The sequence below is a fragment of the Paenibacillus marchantiophytorum genome, from assembly GCF_014640555.1.
Classification (GTDB): Bacteria; Bacillota; Bacilli; order Paenibacillales; family NBRC-103111; genus Paenibacillus_E; species Paenibacillus_E marchantiophytorum.
The window spans coordinates 50759-69232 of the sequence record NZ_BMHE01000029.1; the positions used below are offsets into that span (position 1 = coordinate 50759).

At 45.9% G+C, this 18474-nt stretch carries 16 protein-coding genes and 1 other annotated feature; of the genes, 11 read left to right on the forward strand and 5 right to left on the reverse strand.

The features are described from left to right. Position 1: 1 nt before the first annotated feature. The 5 genes from IEY34_RS23210 (at position 2) to IEY34_RS23230 (ending at position 8023) form a co-directional block, all read left to right on the forward strand. The gene (locus IEY34_RS23210; protein ID WP_189015581.1) at positions 2–1747 is read left to right on the forward strand and encodes a methyl-accepting chemotaxis protein; all 1746 of its coding nucleotides are present in this window, start codon (positions 2–4) and stop codon (positions 1745–1747) included. A gap of 163 nt (positions 1748–1910) precedes the next feature. Continuing rightward, positions 1911–4136, forward strand: a complete 2226-nt coding sequence (locus IEY34_RS23215; RefSeq protein ID WP_189015583.1) for a GDYXXLXY domain-containing protein — start codon at positions 1911–1913, stop codon at positions 4134–4136. A gap of 60 nt (positions 4137–4196) precedes the next feature. Next, the gene (locus IEY34_RS23220; RefSeq protein ID WP_189015585.1) at positions 4197–5063 is read left to right on the forward strand and encodes an EamA family transporter; all 867 of its coding nucleotides are present in this window, start codon (positions 4197–4199) and stop codon (positions 5061–5063) included. Between the two features lie 48 nt (positions 5064–5111). Then, positions 5112–5333: a binding site (T-box leader), on the forward strand. Between the two features lie 55 nt (positions 5334–5388). Beyond that, on the forward strand, positions 5389–7275 hold the full coding sequence (locus IEY34_RS23225; protein WP_189015587.1) for an arginine--tRNA ligase: 1887 nt from the start codon (positions 5389–5391) through the stop codon (positions 7273–7275). A 118-nt stretch (positions 7276–7393) separates the two neighbouring features. Then, on the forward strand, positions 7394–8023 hold the full coding sequence (locus IEY34_RS23230; RefSeq protein WP_189015589.1) for a hypothetical protein: 630 nt from the start codon (positions 7394–7396) through the stop codon (positions 8021–8023). 265 nt (positions 8024–8288) lie between these two features. Here the strand turns inward: IEY34_RS23230 and IEY34_RS23235 are convergent, their stop codons facing one another. From IEY34_RS23235 to panD, 3 genes are read right to left on the reverse strand one after another with little or no spacing between them, the layout of a single operon-like run. Further along, entirely contained in the window at positions 8289–9599 is a 1311-nt protein-coding gene (locus IEY34_RS23235; RefSeq protein WP_189015591.1) for a threonine synthase, read from the reverse strand. Then, entirely contained in the window at positions 9596–10360 is a 765-nt protein-coding gene (locus IEY34_RS23240; RefSeq protein WP_189015593.1) for a YheC/YheD family protein, read from the reverse strand. The genes IEY34_RS23235 and IEY34_RS23240 overlap by 4 nt, the downstream gene beginning before the upstream one ends. Further along, a complete protein-coding gene (gene panD / locus IEY34_RS23245; protein WP_189015595.1) occupies positions 10353–10754 on the reverse strand; it encodes an aspartate 1-decarboxylase in 402 nt (133 codons plus the stop codon). The genes IEY34_RS23240 and panD overlap by 8 nt, the downstream gene beginning before the upstream one ends. A 251-nt stretch (positions 10755–11005) precedes the next feature. Here panD and IEY34_RS23250 point away from each other — a divergent pair, with 251 nt between their 5' ends. The 3 genes from IEY34_RS23250 to IEY34_RS23260 all read left to right on the forward strand — a co-directional run bounded on the left by IEY34_RS23250 (position 11006) and on the right by IEY34_RS23260 (position 13806). Continuing rightward, complete coding sequence (locus IEY34_RS23250) at positions 11006–11644, forward strand: ABC transporter ATP-binding protein (protein WP_268240168.1); 639 nt, start codon at positions 11006–11008, stop codon at positions 11642–11644. A 6-nt stretch (positions 11645–11650) separates the two neighbouring features. Beyond that, positions 11651–12394, forward strand: a complete 744-nt coding sequence (locus tag IEY34_RS23255; RefSeq protein ID WP_189015597.1) for an ABC transporter permease — start codon at positions 11651–11653, stop codon at positions 12392–12394. 92 nt (positions 12395–12486) lie between these two features. After that, entirely contained in the window at positions 12487–13806 is a 1320-nt protein-coding gene (locus IEY34_RS23260) for an MFS transporter (protein WP_189015599.1), read from the forward strand. 62 nt (positions 13807–13868) lie between these two features. Here IEY34_RS23260 and IEY34_RS23265 read toward each other — a convergent pair whose 3' ends face one another. Continuing rightward, a complete protein-coding gene (locus IEY34_RS23265) occupies positions 13869–14987 on the reverse strand; it encodes an MHYT domain-containing protein (RefSeq protein ID WP_189015601.1) in 1119 nt (372 codons plus the stop codon). A 184-nt stretch (positions 14988–15171) separates the two neighbouring features. On the opposite strand from IEY34_RS23265, the gene IEY34_RS23270 reads away from it, so the two are divergent. Together IEY34_RS23270 and IEY34_RS23275 are read left to right on the forward strand one after the other, a co-directional pair. Continuing rightward, complete coding sequence (locus IEY34_RS23270) at positions 15172–15822, forward strand: HAD family hydrolase (RefSeq protein WP_189015603.1); 651 nt, start codon at positions 15172–15174, stop codon at positions 15820–15822. Positions 15823–15854: 32 nt separating this feature from the next. Further along, positions 15855–16292, forward strand: coding sequence for a GNAT family N-acetyltransferase (locus IEY34_RS23275; protein WP_189015605.1), 438 nt, complete (start codon positions 15855–15857; stop codon positions 16290–16292). A 298-nt stretch (positions 16293–16590) separates the two neighbouring features. Here the strand turns inward: IEY34_RS23275 and IEY34_RS23280 are convergent, their stop codons facing one another. Next, entirely contained in the window at positions 16591–17244 is a 654-nt protein-coding gene (locus tag IEY34_RS23280) for a transcriptional regulator (RefSeq protein ID WP_189015657.1), read from the reverse strand. Positions 17245–17639: 395 nt separating this feature from the next. Here IEY34_RS23280 and IEY34_RS23285 point away from each other — a divergent pair, with 395 nt between their 5' ends. Then, the gene (locus IEY34_RS23285) at positions 17640–18473 is read left to right on the forward strand and encodes an electron transfer flavoprotein subunit beta/FixA family protein (RefSeq protein WP_189015607.1); all 834 of its coding nucleotides are present in this window, start codon (positions 17640–17642) and stop codon (positions 18471–18473) included. The last annotated feature ends 1 nt before the right edge of the window (position 18474 follow it).

Here is an 18474-nt window from a genome sequence, read left to right on the forward strand (position 1 = left end):
AGTGGCTAAGCAAGTTGGGACAACAATCATAAACTGGTTCCGTGGACATATCGCGGTGAAGATGACCCTCAGCATCTTACTGCTGCTGTTCTTTGTATGTGCGGCTTTTTCCGTTTCTGGCTATATGACCAGTCGAAGTTTATCGACCAAGCTCGAAGACCAATTCGTTCTAAGATTAACGACCAATATTGAAAATGTCTCGAAATATCTCTCTTCCATTCCCGAGCATGCGGATGAAATTACAGGCAAAGAGCATCCGGCGTATATCAAAATTAAACAGCAATTCGAGCAATTCAAAAAGCAGGATACGCTTGAAAATGTTTATGTTTTGAAAAGGGTGCAAGACAAGGATCAAATCGTTATTTTAACAGGTGTAGACGATGATTTGGGCACAGAGTACCCATTTACAGCAGAAATGAATAGCGCCATCAAAGAAAACAAAGCAACGATCAGCAATATTTACAAAGATGAATTTGGCATTCATAAATCCATATTTGTTCCTCTCAAGAACAGCAAGGGTGACAATATCGGCATTGTCGGCATTGATTTGGACGCTGCGGTGATTACGAAAACGAAACAGGATTTGGTATGGACGACATCCGTAATCACCTTGATCGTTGTCGTTATTGGAAGTTTGATTGCTTATTTCATCAGTCAAAGTGTCACGAGACCTGTTGTTCAACTGATGCGCTTGACGGAGAAGGTTGCTGCCGGAGATTTATCCGAACAAGTCGTCATCGGGCGCGTGGATGAAATCGGGAAGCTGGCTAATTCTTTTAATGAAATGCGGCGAAGTTTGGATGTGATTATCCGTCAAATCTTCTCATCCTCGGATCTCCTTACGAATACCAGCGCACAATTGTACCAATCGGCGGATGAGTCCAGCGCAAGTGCGGGGCAGGTTGCTGTTTCGATGAACAGCATGAATGAAGGCGTGGCAGAGGTTGTTTCTTCCATTTCAGATAGTACCATTTCGATTGTGGAGATCAACTCTGAATTGTCGGAGGTCACGCATGAAGTTAAAGAGATGCAGGAAATGGCGCATCAAGTCAGCGTACATTCAGCAGACGGCCAACAGCTTGTGGAGAAGACCTTGCACCAAATGAATGCCATTCAAAAAGAAATGAAGCATTCCCAAGAAGCAGCTCAGCAGTTGGGGAACCGCTCCAAAGAAATCGGTGAAATCATCCATATCATTACCGAAATTGCGCAGCAGACAAATCTGCTGGCTCTGAATGCTTCGATTGAAGCAGCGAGGGTAGGCGAACAAGGAAAAGGCTTTGCCGTAGTCGCCGGTGAAGTGAAGAAACTGTCCGAGCAATCGACCAATGCCGCAAGTTCCATTACAGAGCTTGTATCCAGCACCCAGAAGGATAGCCTGCTCGTTATGGAAAGCATCCTGCAGGGGAATCAAGCTGTCGAACAAGGTCAAACTTGGATCAATGACACCTATGAGAATTTTAAAGTTATTTTTAATGGCATTTCGGGCTTTTCGGATCGTACCGATCACTTGCTGGTTACCCTAGAAAAAGCTGTGAAATCTTTTGAAGTCATTTCCAATGCCATGCAGAAAATATCCGGCATTACAGAGGAACAATCTGCAGGCTATGAAGAAGTAGCAGCCGCAGCGCAGGAACAAAGTGCTTCTATTCAGGAGATAACATCCGCCATTCGCCAGTTATCCGAAATGACGGTAGGGCTGCAAAATTCGGTGCAAAACTTTAGAATTACGAAAACCAACTTATAGTACGTACTGGCCAGCCTCGTGCTGGCTTTTTTTTTATGCCAATATTCCTCCCGTTTTGAATCTGTCGCACTGGGGTAATGATCTGGTACTAGGAATAGATAGTACTTCACAGGGGAAGGATCTCCTGTACAATTAGAAGTAAGCCGGAAGGGGGAAGACGATCATGAAATCCAAATTTGTAACGATTCAATTAGGGTATGTGTTGGGGGCAAGCGCGCTGTTAACCGCCATCGTATATTTCTTTGCAACAAACTGGGAAAAGTTGAACCGCTGGGAGAAATTCGTTCCTGTTTTTCTGCTGATACTCGGCTTTTATGGGTTATCCCTTTGGCTTTCACGCAAGCCTGGCAGGCATTTTCTAAGCCGTTTGAGCTTATTTGCAAGCTGTGTCTCCTTTGGCGTAGGTGTTGGGCTGATCGGTCAGACTTATAATTCGCATGCGGATAGTTATCGTCTGTTCGCAGTTTGGTTGATTCCGGCAATCCTATTCTCGTTTTTAACCAGATGGCAGCCGTTCTATATTCTTTCTTATGTGCTGGGTCACATCGCTTATGGGTTGTATTTTTTCCCGAAATGGGGCTCAGGCGCTGAGGATGAAATGAGTCAAATCGCAATCCTTCTAGGGCTGGTTGTGATTAACGGTGTGCTTTATGTGCTTACCGAACGTGAAGCCGTGCACTCTCTTTTTCTGAAATGGGTGTCTTTCCAAGCGGCGATGGCTCTTCTCTTATTCCTTTCAAACTCCCACATCTTCGAAGAAAATGGGATTGTGATGAACGTTCCGCTTATCGCAGCCTTGGTGCTGGCTGTCGGTTATGCCCACCGAACAAGGAACAAAATGTATCTGCTTTTTGCAGGTCTATGGGTTTCAGCCGCGGTCACGGTGAAGTATATTGAGGTGGTTATTGACCATTATAATGAGCTGTTTTTTGTCGTTAGCTTGCTGTTCCTGATCGCTTTCATTGCGGCGAATGTCAAATTTATGAGCTATATTCGGGCTTGGAATCCTGCTCCCAAACAGCTTGGGACAGAGTCCTTAACAGAAGAAGCAGGGAAAGCGCATAACGACTTTACCAAATGGATTGTTCGTGTTCTCACGGTTACGGTTATTATCATCGGCTCGTTATTAGGGAGCTTGACGATTATTGGGATTGTCACAGTGGTTCTGGGATTCGAGCATCCAGAAAAGGTGCTTATGGGGTATGGTCTGCTCTCCGTAATGGCCATGATTGCTGCTTCGAAGCTGAATTCGTTAGCAAGATATACAATTCTAATTAGTGGCCTATTGCTTGGAGCTGGGACTTCGGTGGTTATGGAAAATGAAACGATGATGCTCGTTTTCCTCGCTGTTACGATCCTTGCTTTCGTCCTCATGAGGGGCTTGCTGCATCGCGTATTTTTCTTCCTGGCGGCAATCAGTATGACGGCCTGCTTGCTCGTAAGATGGATCGATAGCGAAATAATGGTTCTGACCGTACTTGCAGGAGTGCTTGCTGTTCTCTTTGCAGGCAGTCTTGCGCTCAAGAACGATACCTTGAAACTGCCGATCTTATACAGCAGCTATCCATCGTTTTTGATGATCTTATTCTCGCTCACTTTTATTACTGAAAAGGCTTGGTATTATATCTCCAATATCCTATTCTTTCTTATCGTCGTAACGGCCTTAGTTATCAGTAAACAAAAATTGATCAAGTGGATGTACGCTTGGTCTATGGGATTTTGGATCGCTTACTTGGTGTACAAATATTATGATTTGGCTTGGAAGCTGCTTCATAAATCAGTTACATTCGCCATCATCGGGATTGTGATCCTTGCGTTCACCGTTTGGTATGAAAATAGGCATCGTCAGGAAGCACTTGAGTCCAATGAAACGAATGCTATTTTTAAAATGAATCGTTGGATCATCGCGCTGTTGGTGCTGCTCCAAGTACTGGCTATGTCTATGCAAATAGGCAAAAGCGAGTGGCTTCTTGCACACGGGCAGCTAGTTAAGCTCAAGCTCGAACCGCTGGATCCACGATCGCTGATCCAAGGGGATTATGTTCGTTTAAGATATTCAATATCTAATCTTGAAATTAATCAAACGATGGAGCCTGATACTTTTTCAAATAAAAAATTGGCCGTTGTGCTTGCGCCGAACAAGGCAACCGGCGTGTATGACTTTAAGCGTGTTTATCGGGAAGATGAGGTGCTTGCACCAAATGAAGTGAAACTCAACGGAAAGCTGACGGGCTATGACAATGTTGCCTACGGCATAGAAACGTATTTCATCCCGGAAGGCACTGGACGCATCTATGAACGGGATGCCAAGTTTGCCGAAGTGAAAGTATCGGCTGGCGGTGATGCTATTCTTGTACGCTTGCTGCTTGCGCCAAGTATTGTCCAGTGAGAAGGAATGTGGTAAAATAACCCGATCTTTGTGAGCAAAAGAAAGGGGTAACTGCATTTCATGTGGCTTTTATTTTCTGTACTTGCAGCGTGCTGCTTCGGGCTGCGGGGCATCTTGTATCATTGGACCAGTCAACAATCTTTGAATCGTAATGTGCTGCTGTGCGGTACGTTTTTTATGGGGGCGCTCATCAGTATCGTGTGTGCCCTCGTTCTACATCAAGCTTGGACTATGTCAGCATTGATTGGTGTCCAAATGGGGCTTTTTTCGTTCGGGGCCAATGCCAGTATGTTCAAAGGCTTTGCTGTAGGCAAAGCTTCGCTCGTCGCGATCCTTACAGGATTGCCTTCGGTAATCGTGGTAGTATTCGCCTACTTTCTATGGAATGAACGACTCAATCTGCTGCAATTTTTTGCATTCGTGGTCATTGTAGTCGGGATTCTAGTCGTTCGCTACTCGAATGATATAACGCTGCGTAATTTGCAGGGAGCGGGCTGGGGACTTCTGGCCATGCTTCTTTTTGCGGGAAATGATTTGTCCAGTAAATGGACAACATTGGTGAAAGCTCCACTGTTTCCAACGTTATTCTTCATGTTTATAACGGGAACCTGCTGCTTTGCGCTGTGGTGGATCAAAGATCGGCTCCAAGAAAAGCCTGACAATAGGGTCAGCGCAAAATGGAGCGAGAAACAAACCTTTTTGATCGGCATGGGCGTAGGCATCACCAATGTTGCTGGGATGATTCTAATTATTCACGGTTTTGCACATGGCAAGGCGGGACTGGTTTCCGCTGTCGTTGCGCTCAATGTACTGATTGTTCTGCTGTACACCCGCTTTATTTTGAAGGATAAATTTTCCAGGTTGGAGCAATCTGGCCTTGCTTTAGCACTCTTAGGAATTCTAATGATGAAACTGGTAGCATCTTGACAATAGAAATAGATTGCTGTAATATTCAGTAAATTCATAATTTCATATGAAACATTAGTGAACAGGACAGTAGTTCTTGTCAGACAGTCGCAGCGAGCCGGAATTGGTGGGAACCGGTACGAATGTCAGGAGCGAAGCGGGCCTGGGAAATGGTCTTCCGAAGCAAGTCGTAGGGAGATCCGGCATGAGCCGTTATCGAATGAGTGGTTAAATCCAAGTGATTTAACACATAGAGTGGTACCGCGGGAATGAACAGCTCTCGTCTCTTGATATAGAGACGGGGGCTTTTTTGCGTTCAAATCAGATAACAAGGAGGAACAGGACAATGCTTCAACAACTGTTATTCAACGAAATTTCTTTGCATGTAGACAATTTACTTCAAGAGGGCGGAGTGGAACGTCCGGGGACACTGAAAATTGTGACGGAACACCCGGCGCATATCGACCATGGGGATTACAGTTCGAATATAGCTATGCTTATGGCGAAAATAATTCGTAAGGCTCCATTGTTAGTCGCACAGGATTTGCAATCTCGGATAGTGGAAAATGGATGTATCGAAGGTCTGTTTTACAAGGTTGAGGCAGTTGCACCTGGTTTCCTTAACTTTTATATTCAATGGGATGCTTGGGCAAAGTGGAAATCACAAACAACGATCTCCCTGGGGGAATCTGGTCATAGCAAGAAAGTCGTCGTTGAACATACCTCCATCAACCCGAACAAAGCTGCTCACGTAGGACATTTGCGAAATTCTTGTATTGGCGATTCGTTGTCGCGTATGTTGGCACATGCCGGATATGAGGTTGAGGTGCATAACTATATTGATGATTTGGGCAATCAGCTTGCGGATACCGTTGTAGGTATGCTTCACACCTCGTCAGACGAGACGTTCGAGCGATTCGGGGATTTCTGCTGGGAAACCTACGCCAAAGTGAACCAGGCTTATCGGAATCAGCCAGATCTGGTCCAGCAGCGTTCCGTTGTTCTGCATGCTTTAGAGAATGGTAACTCCAACCTGGCTTGGATGGGCGCATTGGTGGCTGAACGCATTGTTCGTGAACAACTGGACGAAATGAAGCAATTCGGCATTCAGTACGATGTACTGGTGTGGGAAAGCAGCATTGTCAAAGCTGGATTCTGGGACACTACTTTCGAACTGCTCAGCCAAACGGATATGTTTGATAAGGTGGCTGACGGTAAGCTAGCAGGCTGCTGGGTTCTCAGGAATGTCGAGCAGAAGTCAGATGCGGAGGATGAAAATGAAGATTACCAAAGCGATAAAGTGCTCGTTCGGTCCAATGGCATTCTAACTTATACAGCCAAAGACATCGCTTATCATCTCTGGAAATTCGGATTGCTCAAGAATGATTTTGCCTACAAAAAATGGGGGGATGGCCTGTGGTCCACTGTTTCCCAGGGCCGTAAGAAATCGATTGGACATGCGGACAAAGTCATTAATGTCATTGATTATCGTCAACAATATCCACAGGAGATGGTGAAGATGGCCTTGAAGGCGCTTGGCTTTGAGAGCGAAGCAAACGAGCTTAAACATGTGAGCTACGGTGTTGTTTCGTTAAGTCCGAGTACAGCAGCAGGTTTAGGAATCGATACGGCGGATGGCAAAAGTTCCTACGCGATGTCTGGCCGCCAAGGTATCGGGATCAAAGTGGCCGATCTGCTGGACCGCATGGAAAGTGTCATCCATGAGAAGCGTCCGAGGAAAGCTGGCATCTCCAGCCGCACCCTTGCAGCCGCATCGATCCGCTACTATTTGCTCAAATATCAACTGCTAACGGAAGTGGTCTTCGACTTGGAACAAGCGACAGAAGTAACGGGGAATACAGGCGTTTACTTGCTCTATGCCTATAGCAGAGCCAATAGTATTATGGACAAAGCCGCTAAGGATGCTCGTCTCCACATGATTGAGCCGAACTTCGATGCAGCTTTGCTTGAAGATCAGGAGTACCAATTGCTGAGGCATATGGCGTATTGGCCTGAAACATTGGAGGCTTCCATCCAGCAATTAGCGCCTAGTTTAATTTGCCATTATGCATTTGAGTTGGCGTCGCTGTTTAACCATTTCTATAGTGCTTGTCCTGTCTTGAAAGGCACGGATTCCCTCGTCGCTCATCGACTCTGGATCACGCAGACTTACCAGCAAACCCTTCATCAAGCGCTCGCGTTATTGGGCATGCCGACCCCCAAACGACTGTAGGGCCTCTGAAGAGCTGAATTTTGCCCCAAAATGCAACTATAGCTTTCTGATCGGAAGCAAATGCGGTACAATAAGAATATTCGTGCCAATTAGAATGATTCAGGAGGCTTTTACCACAATGACAGAAAAAGATATCGAAACCCAAGCTGAAGAAGTGAATGAACAAGATCAAGAACGCGAGCAAGCCCAGATCATTATGACTTGGTTTCAACATATTCAAGAAGTGATGAAAGAACAATTTCCTGAGTATGAAGTGGATGGTCAAATCGGTAATAATCCGACTTATGGTCCAATGTTTGCTTTTACGCTCACGAGAGAAGAGAAGTCCACTTCCTGCGGGTTTTTCTTGAATGAAGTTATGCGAAACTTCCAAACGAATCCGAATGCCGGTCTCTGGCTCTCCTCTTTCTTTGTAGATTTATTGCGCAGTCCGGACAGTCATCCGCTGCCCAATCCACCGCAATCCGAAGATGAAGCCAAAGATTTGTTGGATAAACATATTGTTCCTTATTGTGCCAAAACAGTACGCGAAGAGTTCCCGGATCAGAAGATCTACGTTGATCTGGAGCTTAATGAAGAGCACGGCCCTGTGCTCGAAGCCGGCTTCGTAGCTGTCGAAGATGGCAACAACACCTGCGCGCTGCCGCTGCAATATTTAATGACGTTATACTTATTAAATCGTGATCCGGCTGAACCGCTCATCCAAGCGATGTATCGTTTGTATGAGGAAAATAATTTAGGTCAATAACTTAGAAGTGCTTCCAATGGAGTGTCCATCGGAAGCACTTTTTTTGACGCCAGAAATGGTGTTTCTGGTTTGGAGGCGTTTCAAGGCGATTGGAATAATGCCATATAGCATGCCAATTGATGCTGAGCTCATCCCTTGCAGATGACCTAGCCGAAGGTTAGGAATCTTATGGTGATCGCGGCAGAAGCGGGATGAATGTATAAATCCAATGATATCAACAAAAAACCCGCTTCAGATCCACGAGAGGAGCTGAAGGGGCGCTTTCCTATGGAAGCAAATGAAGCTTCCGGTAGTCCTCATAACTGCGGATAATCGGCAGTTGTGAACTGTGGGCTAGCTGCGTATATTTCATCGCATGCGACGTGTTGAACAAGACGACGGAGTCGCTAGGGCGCAGCCATCCGTTGTCGCAGAGGGCAAGGAGCCCTGCCCAAGTGGCGGCGCCCTCCGGCGAGGAAGAGATTCCTTGCGAGCCTAATGTGCGCGTAGCGTCAGCGATCTGGCTCTTGGACAGAGCGATGGCGGTGCCGCTGCTTTCCGCTATGATGGAGAGGATGAGCTCCAGATCCGGCGGCTTCGGCACGCGCATGCCTGTCGGACTCGCTCCAGCAGCTCGAACTCCGGCAAGCTCACGCCCCGTCTGCTCATTCACTGCTCCCTCGCTCGCCTGCCCACTAGTCGTTGTCTCGCCTGCTACCCCGCTCAAGCCGCCCGCGCCAGCAGCTTGGCCCAAAACAGTCAAACCATCGACGATGGGCTGACAGCCCTCTTCCTGCACACAGACGAATCTTGGCAGGGGGCCGTCGATCCAACCCATAGCTTTGAGCTCGTGGTAAGCTTTCCACATGCCAATAATGCCGGAGCCGCCGCCAGTCGGGTAAATAATGACGTCAGGGAATGTCCAATTCAGCTGCTCAGCGAGCTCGAATCCCATTGTCTTTTTGCCTTCTACGCGTCCAGGCTCCTTCAACGTGCCAACGTTCACCCAGCCTTGCTCTTGTTTACCATCTTCAATAATCGCTGCTGCATCATGAATAAAGCCATCAACTAGATAAGTGGCAGCGCCGTATAAAGGACACTCGTCCACGATAAGCGGTGGACAGTCAAGCGGGATAAACACGGATGCAGCTATGCCAGCGTAAGCTGCATAAGCCGCTAGAGCCCCCGCGGCATTGCCATTGGAGGGAACGGCAGCTTTGGTTGCTCCTAATTCTTTGAGCAGTGAAACGGCAACAGAGAATCCTCTGGATTTGAAGCTTCCCGTTGGGTTTTGTTCTTCTCTTTTGAGCCAAAGCTGTCTAATCGGCAGTTTCTGCTCCCACGCCTTCAACCGTAGAAGCGGTGTCCACCCTTCGCCCAGGGTAGTGATACAATCGGGGTTGCTGACAGGAAGCAATTCTTTGTATCTCCACATGGATGGGTAGCGTGTTTGGATAACTTCCTTCGTTAATGTTCTGTGAATCCGCTCCCAATCATAATCGACTAGCAGGGTTCCGCCGCAGCCGCATTTCATGTCCAGATATCGGAATGGGAGCTTAGCAGAACATCGTGAGCAATATAACCCCAATCGGTTCATCTCCGAGCCTCCCCACTGTTTTCAGCAGGAAAACGTTGAAAGGACTTGATTTGACGAAACATCGACTTATCTTTCAACTTCAAAAACAACTCCAGCATAGGTGCAAAATTGACTTCAATAATCCAAATGTTTCCTTGCTTATCAAAAGCCATATCGATCCCCATCGTATCCACCCAGCGATATGACGGACTTAATTGTTCGGCAGCTAATAAGGCAACTTTGTCGAGCTGTGCGAGAAGTTTCTTGGCGTTCATGAAGCTAAGTTCCGATTGTTTAAGCGCGTTTTCAACAGTGACAACTTTGCCGCCGCTGAGTCGAATGTTGGTGACGATAAACCCGGAACCAGCTACTTTGGCTAGTTTCCCTGTGACTTGCCAAGGCGTATTGCGGCGGCGCTGGACCATTACCCTGAGATCGAAAGGGCGACCATTCGCTGTAGCTAGCGGAATGCGCTGCTGAACGATGAAATTTTTGCCGATCTTTTTACGAAAGGAAGCTGATAATGCGGACCGCTCGGTATATAGCTTCTTTTTGGCTCCATTTTGTACCTCGTAAGCATTGTCGTCCGTCTGTTTAATCCGAATAACACCATCCCCGCCATAACTGCCTGTCGGCTTGACGATGATTTGGCCGTATTTTGTAAGCATGCGCCAGAAGGACTTCTCTTTCAGCCAAGCTGTTTCCGGAAGGTATCTGCTAAGTGTTGACGACTTTCGAAGAATTTTATATTTGGTCCATTTGCTTGTGCTTAATTTACTCATTGGGCTTCACTTCCTGCTCAGCGATAACGATATCATGTTCCTCAACGCGGACTAATTGATTCTGATCATCCACAAAAACGACCTGTGGTTTCAGTAAGCTGATTTCACAGTCGTCCAAAAGCCCCATACTAAGGATGATGACAAGATCACCAGGAGCGAACAGATGAGCAGGAGGTCCATTCAGACCAATTTTACCGCTTCCTTCAGGTGCAGGAATTGCGTATGTTTTCCAGCGGGTGGCATTGCGAAGACTAGTAATTTGAACCATTTCGTAAGGTAAAATATGGGCTTTACGCATCAACAAAAGATCGATGGTAATACTTCCTACATAATTCAGATCGGCTTCCGTCACTGTCGCACGATGGATCTTCCCTTTACACATAAGACGCTGCATATGAAGTAGCTCCTTTATGGTCACTTTAGGTGTTATCACAACGTATGACAAAATAAGGTCTTGTGGTTTAGGTATAAACCCGATTTTGTTGGAAATGGGCAAGCAGCTCATTGAATTAGGCTGTGCTATACTTAGAAAACTTAGACTATGACAAAATGAAGGAGTGAGCAGTTCTGTCTTCCCCTATTCTAGTTATTGAACACTTACATAAAAAACATCCAAACGGCAGCTCCGCACCATTATTTCAGCAAATTTGTGCACAAGTATCGCCACAGGATCGCATTATTATCCTCGGGCCATCCGGTCAAGGAAAGAGTACGTTACTTCGCGTATTAGCCACATTAGAAAGTAAGGATGGGGGCCATATAACACTGCATGGCAAACATACTGGAAGCTGGAACCTTGCGGAGTGGCGCAAGAAAGTTTGCTACGTTCCGCAGCAGCCGTCCATGCTGCCCATAACGGTTGCAGATAATCTGGCGATCATAAGCAAACTCCATCAACGCGCTTTTGATCAGCGTTTGGCAGCCGATTTAATGGGTCAAGTAGGTTTGGGAGATCTGGATTGGTCGCAGAAAGCAGCAGATTTATCAGGTGGACAGAAACAGCGTGTGCAGTTGGTAAGATCTATGCTGCTAGGCTCCGATCTACTGCTGCTCGACGAGGCGACATCAGCGCTTGATACGCAAAGCAAACAAGCGGTTGAAACGACACTGATGAAATGGCACGAACAAAGAGGGACAGCATTGGTTTGGGTGACTCATGAGCCTCAGCAGGCTCGGCGGGTAGGCAATCACTATTGGCATTTGCAAGGCGGGGCATTGACAGAAGTCAAGGAAGAAGACGCTTTCGTTAAAAGCGATTCGATGCTTAGCGAAGGAGGTGCCTGATTTCGGATGTCAACATTAGCTCTTGGTTTCACACTAACTTTTGTAATGATTACAATCGCTTTATCCAAATGGCAAAAGTTGGGGCTCGAAAAGGACATCGCGATGGGAACGATTCGCGGTTCCTTGCAGTTGTTGTTTATCGGGTATGTACTTCATTTTGTGTTTCAAACGGAGAATATGGCACTTATCTTCCTTATGATCGCGATCATGATTGCTATAGCTACTCATAATGCGGGCAAGCGAGCGGAGGGCTTGCAAGGTATTCATTGGCGGATAGCGTCATCTATTGCTATAACAGAGATTTTGACGATGTCGCTGATGCTCGGGCTGCATATTATCCAACCTACAACACAATTCATAATTCCTATCAGCGGGATGACGATCGGCAGTTCCATGATTGTTTGCGGCTTGTTTTTAAACCAAATGAATCGTGAGATCGCTTCTTCCAAAGAAGAAATTGAGGCGCTGCTCGCTCTCGGATCTTCGCTTCGTCAGGCCATTCAGCAAGCTTTGCAGCGTTCTGTGAAGGCGAGTATGATACCGACTATTGATGGGATGAAGACGGTTGGTTTGGTTCAGTTGCCTGGCATGATGACCGGGATGATTATTGCAGGAGCCAATCCGATTGAAGCGGTGCGATATCAAATTTTAATATTGTTTGCTTTCACGGCTGCAGCAGCCATCACCAGCATTTTATTAAGCATGTTAAGTTATAAGCTGTGGTTCACTCGCGAAATGACGCTGAAATAGAGCTTTTATATCCCGAAGTTTCTGTTCTTCAATCGCGGAATCAGGTACAATGTGATGATGTGACGAAATCGACAATAGGGAGAGGAGCGCTTATGAGTAATAGAACCACAGTTATGGTCAGCATTGTTCTAGCCATGTTGGTGGCTTCAATGGATACAACAATTGCCAATACGACAATGCCGATTATTGTAAAAGAAATTGGCGGAAATGACTTGTATGCCTGGGCATTTACCTCATATATGGTCTTATCTACTGTACTAGCGCCTTTAGCGGGAAGATTATCTGATTTATTCGGACGCAAACGCATTTATGGTGCTGGCATTATTTTGTTTTTAGGCGGATCCATCCTATGCGGTTTGTCGCAAAGCATGCTGCAGCTTATTATTTTCAGAGCGATTCAAGGGATTGGAGCAGGCGTCATGATGCCGTTTCCTTCTATTATTGCGGGGGATATTTATCCCGTAGAACAGCGCGGTAAAGTGCAGGCCTTTTTTACGGCTATGTGGGGATTGTCAGCGGTATTGGCGCCGCTTCTGGGCACATTTTTTGTAACTTATCTCAGCTGGCGGTGGATTTTTTTCGTGAATATCCCGATTTGCATCGTCTCGCTAATTGCCCTTCAACCCTATAAAGAAGTGTATCAGCCTAAGAAATCCGTCGTTGATTATGGCGGTGCGATTTTATTTGCTGGCGGTATTTCGCTGCTCTTATTAACGACAACCGTAGATCATTATAGGTTTATATTTGGCACGGTTGGAGCTCTGCTGATGATTGCTTTTATTTTTTATGAGAAAAGGCACAGTGCACCGATCGTCCCTTTAAACATTTTGCGCAATCGTCCGGTTGCAATTATGATCGCAGGTTCTTTCATAAGCTGTGCGGCTTTGTTTGGCACCTCCAGCTTTTTGCCGTTATTTCTGCAAAATCAAGGGCACTCGCTTTTTATTAGCGGAATTGCGCTCTTGGGAACTTCGATCGGTTGGATGGCCGTCGCTGTCCCATCGGGGAAATGGGTGCTGCGCTACGGCTATAAGCCACTTCTGATTGCCGGCAATTGTCTGCTCGTAGCAACAGCTATCATGTTGTTTTTTATACGGGAAAGTACTTCGTTCTGGTACTCCTTTGGTGCCTTAACGCTGCTGGGGCTCGCTTTTGGTTTGATTTTCACGGTTTCTACAATCGGTGCTCAACAGCTAGTTGAAGCGAATCAAAAAGGGATTTCCACGTCCTTACAGCTGTTCGCGCGAAATATCGGAACTGCGATTAGCGTAACCATCATGGGGGCGATTCTAACGCATTCGAATGCTTTTTATAGTGGGTTTCATGGGATGTTCGTTTTTGGACTCATCGTAAGTATCGTTGCTTTTGCAACTCCTTTTGCCATTGGCACAACGGATAAACAAACCGCATAAATCATCTGCGGCATAAAAAAGAGCCAGATTAGCGGTAATCCGCTTTTCTGGCTCTTCCCTCATTACCCAACTTTTTCTTGCAGCATGGTGCGTGGCTCGCTTTTGCTCAAATCTCTCAAACAAGCGGTATAGACGGTTTTACCTTCGTATTGAAAGCCCGTAATCGTCATTTCAGCGGGAAATTCGCTGCGATCTGCTCGGTAAGCTGTGACTTCGAATCTTTTGCCGATCAAGCTGTCATCCTGTCGGGCAAGATGACCATATAATGAAGCTGCTGCTTTCCCGTCCTGATTGAAAGGGAACAAGAAATCAAGCATAGTTAGGCCAAGCGCATGCTTGCGGGAATAACCAAAGGCAGCCTCAGCGGCTGGATTAAATTCAATAATCCAGCCACGACTGTTAAACATCAGGATACAGTCCATGCTGCAAGTAAGAATAGAGGCCTGTAGAGCCATTTGTTCAAGAAGTTTTTGATCGGTTTTGAGTGAGCTCAGTAAACTGATAAACAAGAGGATGACGGTTCCAAAAGCAACGATTACAGCTAAAACGAATTTATCGACATAGACGGAATGCATATGTGAGGGGAGTTCCTCCGAGTAAGTAATATTTGCCGCCAACATGCCGACATAATGAACACACATTAGCAAGAAACTCATGACCAAACCACTGAAAATGAATGTCTGATTTTGAACAGCAGATAAGTAAAGAACGATAATAGAAACGCCTACCGAGAGAACGATGGATAAAATAAAGGGAAAGGGAGAATAGCGGATTTCAATGTCATTTAAAGCCCCCAATCCAATGAAATGCATGCCGGATAGGCTAAGTCCCATGAAGGTTCCGCCAACTATTAATTTGGGTATAACCAGTTTGGAGCGGTACATGACAAAAAAACCGATGAGCGCACCTAAGACAGCAATAGATACGGAGATCAAGACGGTCTGGATATCATAAGTCAACCCGGCTGGGAAGGGATAAGCAAGTAGTGCAATAAAGTGCATAGCCCAGATCCCGATACCCAGCGATAAAGCACTGCTAGCAATCCACAGTTTTTGGTACCACGCGGTGGATGAGGCGACTTTTCGCGTTAAATTCAGGCAGGTTAGCGAAGCGATTAGAACTAGGATAAAGGAAAGAATGGAAAAAGCTAAATTGTATGTATGAGTATTCAAATGCTGCATAGGTTATCCTCTCATTGATGGATCATGAAATCTTTCATTTCAGTACCCGCAGTAGTGAAAACAGAATCTTTTTTGTTATATTATAGTAGGCGGCTAAGTCAACTGTATATAGCAGTAAATGTTGGTTTTTGTCTTTCCTTGTCGAATTGTACTAAGACTTCACATAGTACAGAGAGGAGTGCGAATGAACAAACTTATCGGGATACAAGGACTTATTTTTGATATGGATAATACGCTGCTTGAGTCTCGCATTCATTTTAAAGCAATGAAAGAAGAGATCGCTTTTTTTCTTGCAAACAGGGGGTGCTTGCCCGATTCATTTCCTCTGGAAATGCATACGACCTCTACCCTTCTTGCCTATGTCCAAGAGCGCGGAGCCAGCAAGGAAACGCTTGATAGTGCACTTCGCATTGCCGAAAAACATGAGCTTCGAGGGATGGAGGGAGCTGATCTGGAAGCAGGTGCGGCAGAATTGATCGCCTCTGTGCATGGTCGATACAAACTGGTTATTGTAACGAATAATGCACATGCGGCAGCTGTACGAGCACTGGAACTAACTGGCATTAAAAATCGTTTTGATTATATCGTTGGCAGGGAGCAGATGACAGCTATGAAGCCCTCTCCATCAGGTTACCTAAGGGCAAAGCGGCATTTCCCTGATATTCCGGACCAAGGCTGGCTATCGATTGGCGACTCGTGGATAGATGGCCGAGCGTCCATGGAAGCACAGATTCCATTCATCAGCTATGGCAAGATGGGACATACGATGATAGATAAGGGAGTGAAACCGATCGCTCACATTGACAAGTTGTTGAGTCTGTTAGATTATGTATAGATTGCAAAGCTAATAAGAAAGAGTGATGTTTGATGCTAATCGACGTTAAATCCAGAATTCAAGACCCCGAAATTAAAGAAATGTTGAGTTATAGTGTGTTTCCGGACCCGGATCGTATGGAGCAAACGATTGAACAATATGAGAGCAAGTCGGATATGTGGTTATATGGGTACGAATCCGAAGGTGTGATGGTTGGAATTATCGGTTTTCGAATCAATGATGCGCAAGAGATGACGATTACTCATTTGGCTGTAGAACCAGAAAGCAGAGGCGTGGGATTCGGGAGAGGTATCATCCTCGAAATCATTGAAGAGATGCATCCACTGCGAATTGAGGCTGAAACCGATGAAGATACGGTGCAATTTTATCGGAACATTGGATTCGTTATACGCAGCTTAGGAGAGAAGTATCCGGGTGTTGAGCGGTTTCAATGTACGTATGATGTTGATGGCGACATGGACGAGGAATGATGTTGAAGGTAGCTGGAGCACCAACGAACTGTTGGGTGTTCCTTTTTTTTGCGCTAACGAACTGTATAGTGGTGCTCCTCTTGTTGTGGCACTAGCGAACTGTATAGAGGAGCTCCTCTTGTTGTGGCGCTAACGAACTGTATACTCGCTATATGAGCGAAAATGAATGATTTGAAAATATTATGAACTCCAGATGCTTTATTCCGTGCAAAAGCACCCAATAACACTTGATAACTATGACATAACGCCGATTGAGTTCATTAGATTAAAAAAATTGCTGTTTTTGGGCAAATAAGAGTTATTGAGTTCGTAATGCGTACGAACGATATCGTTGTCTGCCACTTGCGACAAATAAAAGTTGCTGCTCCACTAAATGGTGAAGAATCCGCCTTGCATGCTGATCTGTAATTCGTAGATGAAAGGCTAGCTCTGATGGGCTGAATGGACGAAGCGACCTCCTCGCATAACGAATCGTTTCAGCTTCAAGCCAGGCAAAATTCTTGGGCACATCGCTCGCGATGAACTTGCCGATGAAGGAAAGGACAAGCTGTTGGCAGCGCTTGGCTTCATCCGTAATCGATAGATAGGCAATTGGAATGAAAATCCAATCGTCAAGCGACAGTAAACAATATCGCCAACATAGGTCCTTAAAACGCCGCACATCAAGGTCCCTTGCGTGGGGGCCATATCCTTGTATCTCGATACCTCCCTTGACATCGCCGCCAGGCATATAAGCTAAATCCAGGTATCGATAACCGTTGTTAAAATCACGCACTTCCCATTCGGGATACAAATCATGAAAGTTTCGTACAACAGGATACCAGACCAAACGTAAAAATTCCTGTGTGCCGTGACCAAGTCCTTTCTCCAGTAATTCCCTCCTTCGGTGATTTTCTTCTTGAGCAATATTCAAATTCATCCATTCTTCGTAAGCTTGTTCAAATCTTGAAATGGCAAGCCACATCCTTTCATTCCATTGGCCGCAGAACAACAAAAGCCGCTTCGACACAATCTCATCCATTAAATGGAAGATGTGTCAAGGCGGCGTGTGCTTCACGACAATTATTTATATGGTTAAGTATAGCGGAAATGAGAAAAATTACAATTGTTTTCTTGGAGTTTTCATAGATGGAGGTAGGCGCAGCGCGTCTACAGACAACTTGGACAAAAGTAAGTGTCATGTTAACAAGTTTAGTGCATATATTGTTGTAGGTTAATATCCAAGAAATCATCTTGAAAGCGGTTTCCAGTTCATCGTTTAAGTGACAAAATTCACAATGATGACAAGTTATTCGCGAGTTCGGCTAGAGGTGAGCAGATGATATCGATTAACGGGAGGGTGCAGAAATGCTGCATATCGTGGTGTGTATTAAGCAGGTACCTGACTCCAGAGAAATTCGGATTGATCCTAAGAACAATACCTTGATCAGGCAGGGCGTTCCGAGTATTGTCAATTTTTATGATATGCATGGTCTCGAAGAAGCACTTCGCATTAAGGATGAACACGGCGCACGGATCACAGTGGTTACAATGGGGCCGCCGCCTGCGGAGAAGGGCTTGAAAGAATGTATTTCGCTCGGCGCAGACGAAGCTGTCTTAGTTACGGATCGGGGCTTTGCCGGAGCGGATACGCTGGCTACTTCCTATGTGGTTGCTCGAACGATTCAGAAGATTGCCGAGACTTGGGGGCAAGTGGATATTGTGTTTTGCGGTAAACAGACGCTGGATGGCGATACGGGTCAAGTTGGACCTGGCGTAGCCTGTCGATTGGACTTGGAACAGCTGACTTATGTTAACAAAGTTGTCAAGGTGGATGAAGAGAATCGGAAAGTTCGCGTTCATCGTCTTCTGGAAGATGGGGTCGAAGTCGTTGAGACAAGCATGCCTGTTCTGATCACAGCGCTCAAGGAGTTGAATAAAGTGAGGCGCGCTTCGCTGCCGGGAATGGTGCGAGCGGCGCGGTATAAGCCAACGGTTTGGACGACGGCAGATTTCCCTGACTTGGAAAAGGCCAAAATTGGGCTCAAAGGCTCTCCGACGATCGTTTCGAAAACATGGGTACCCGAAATCAAATCCGTAAAAACGCAAATGATTGCCTATGATTCGCCTGAAGCGGCTGCCGCACAATTAGCCGATCAGCTCTGGTCGAAGGAGATACAGACTTTGTTGGATTGGACTTAAC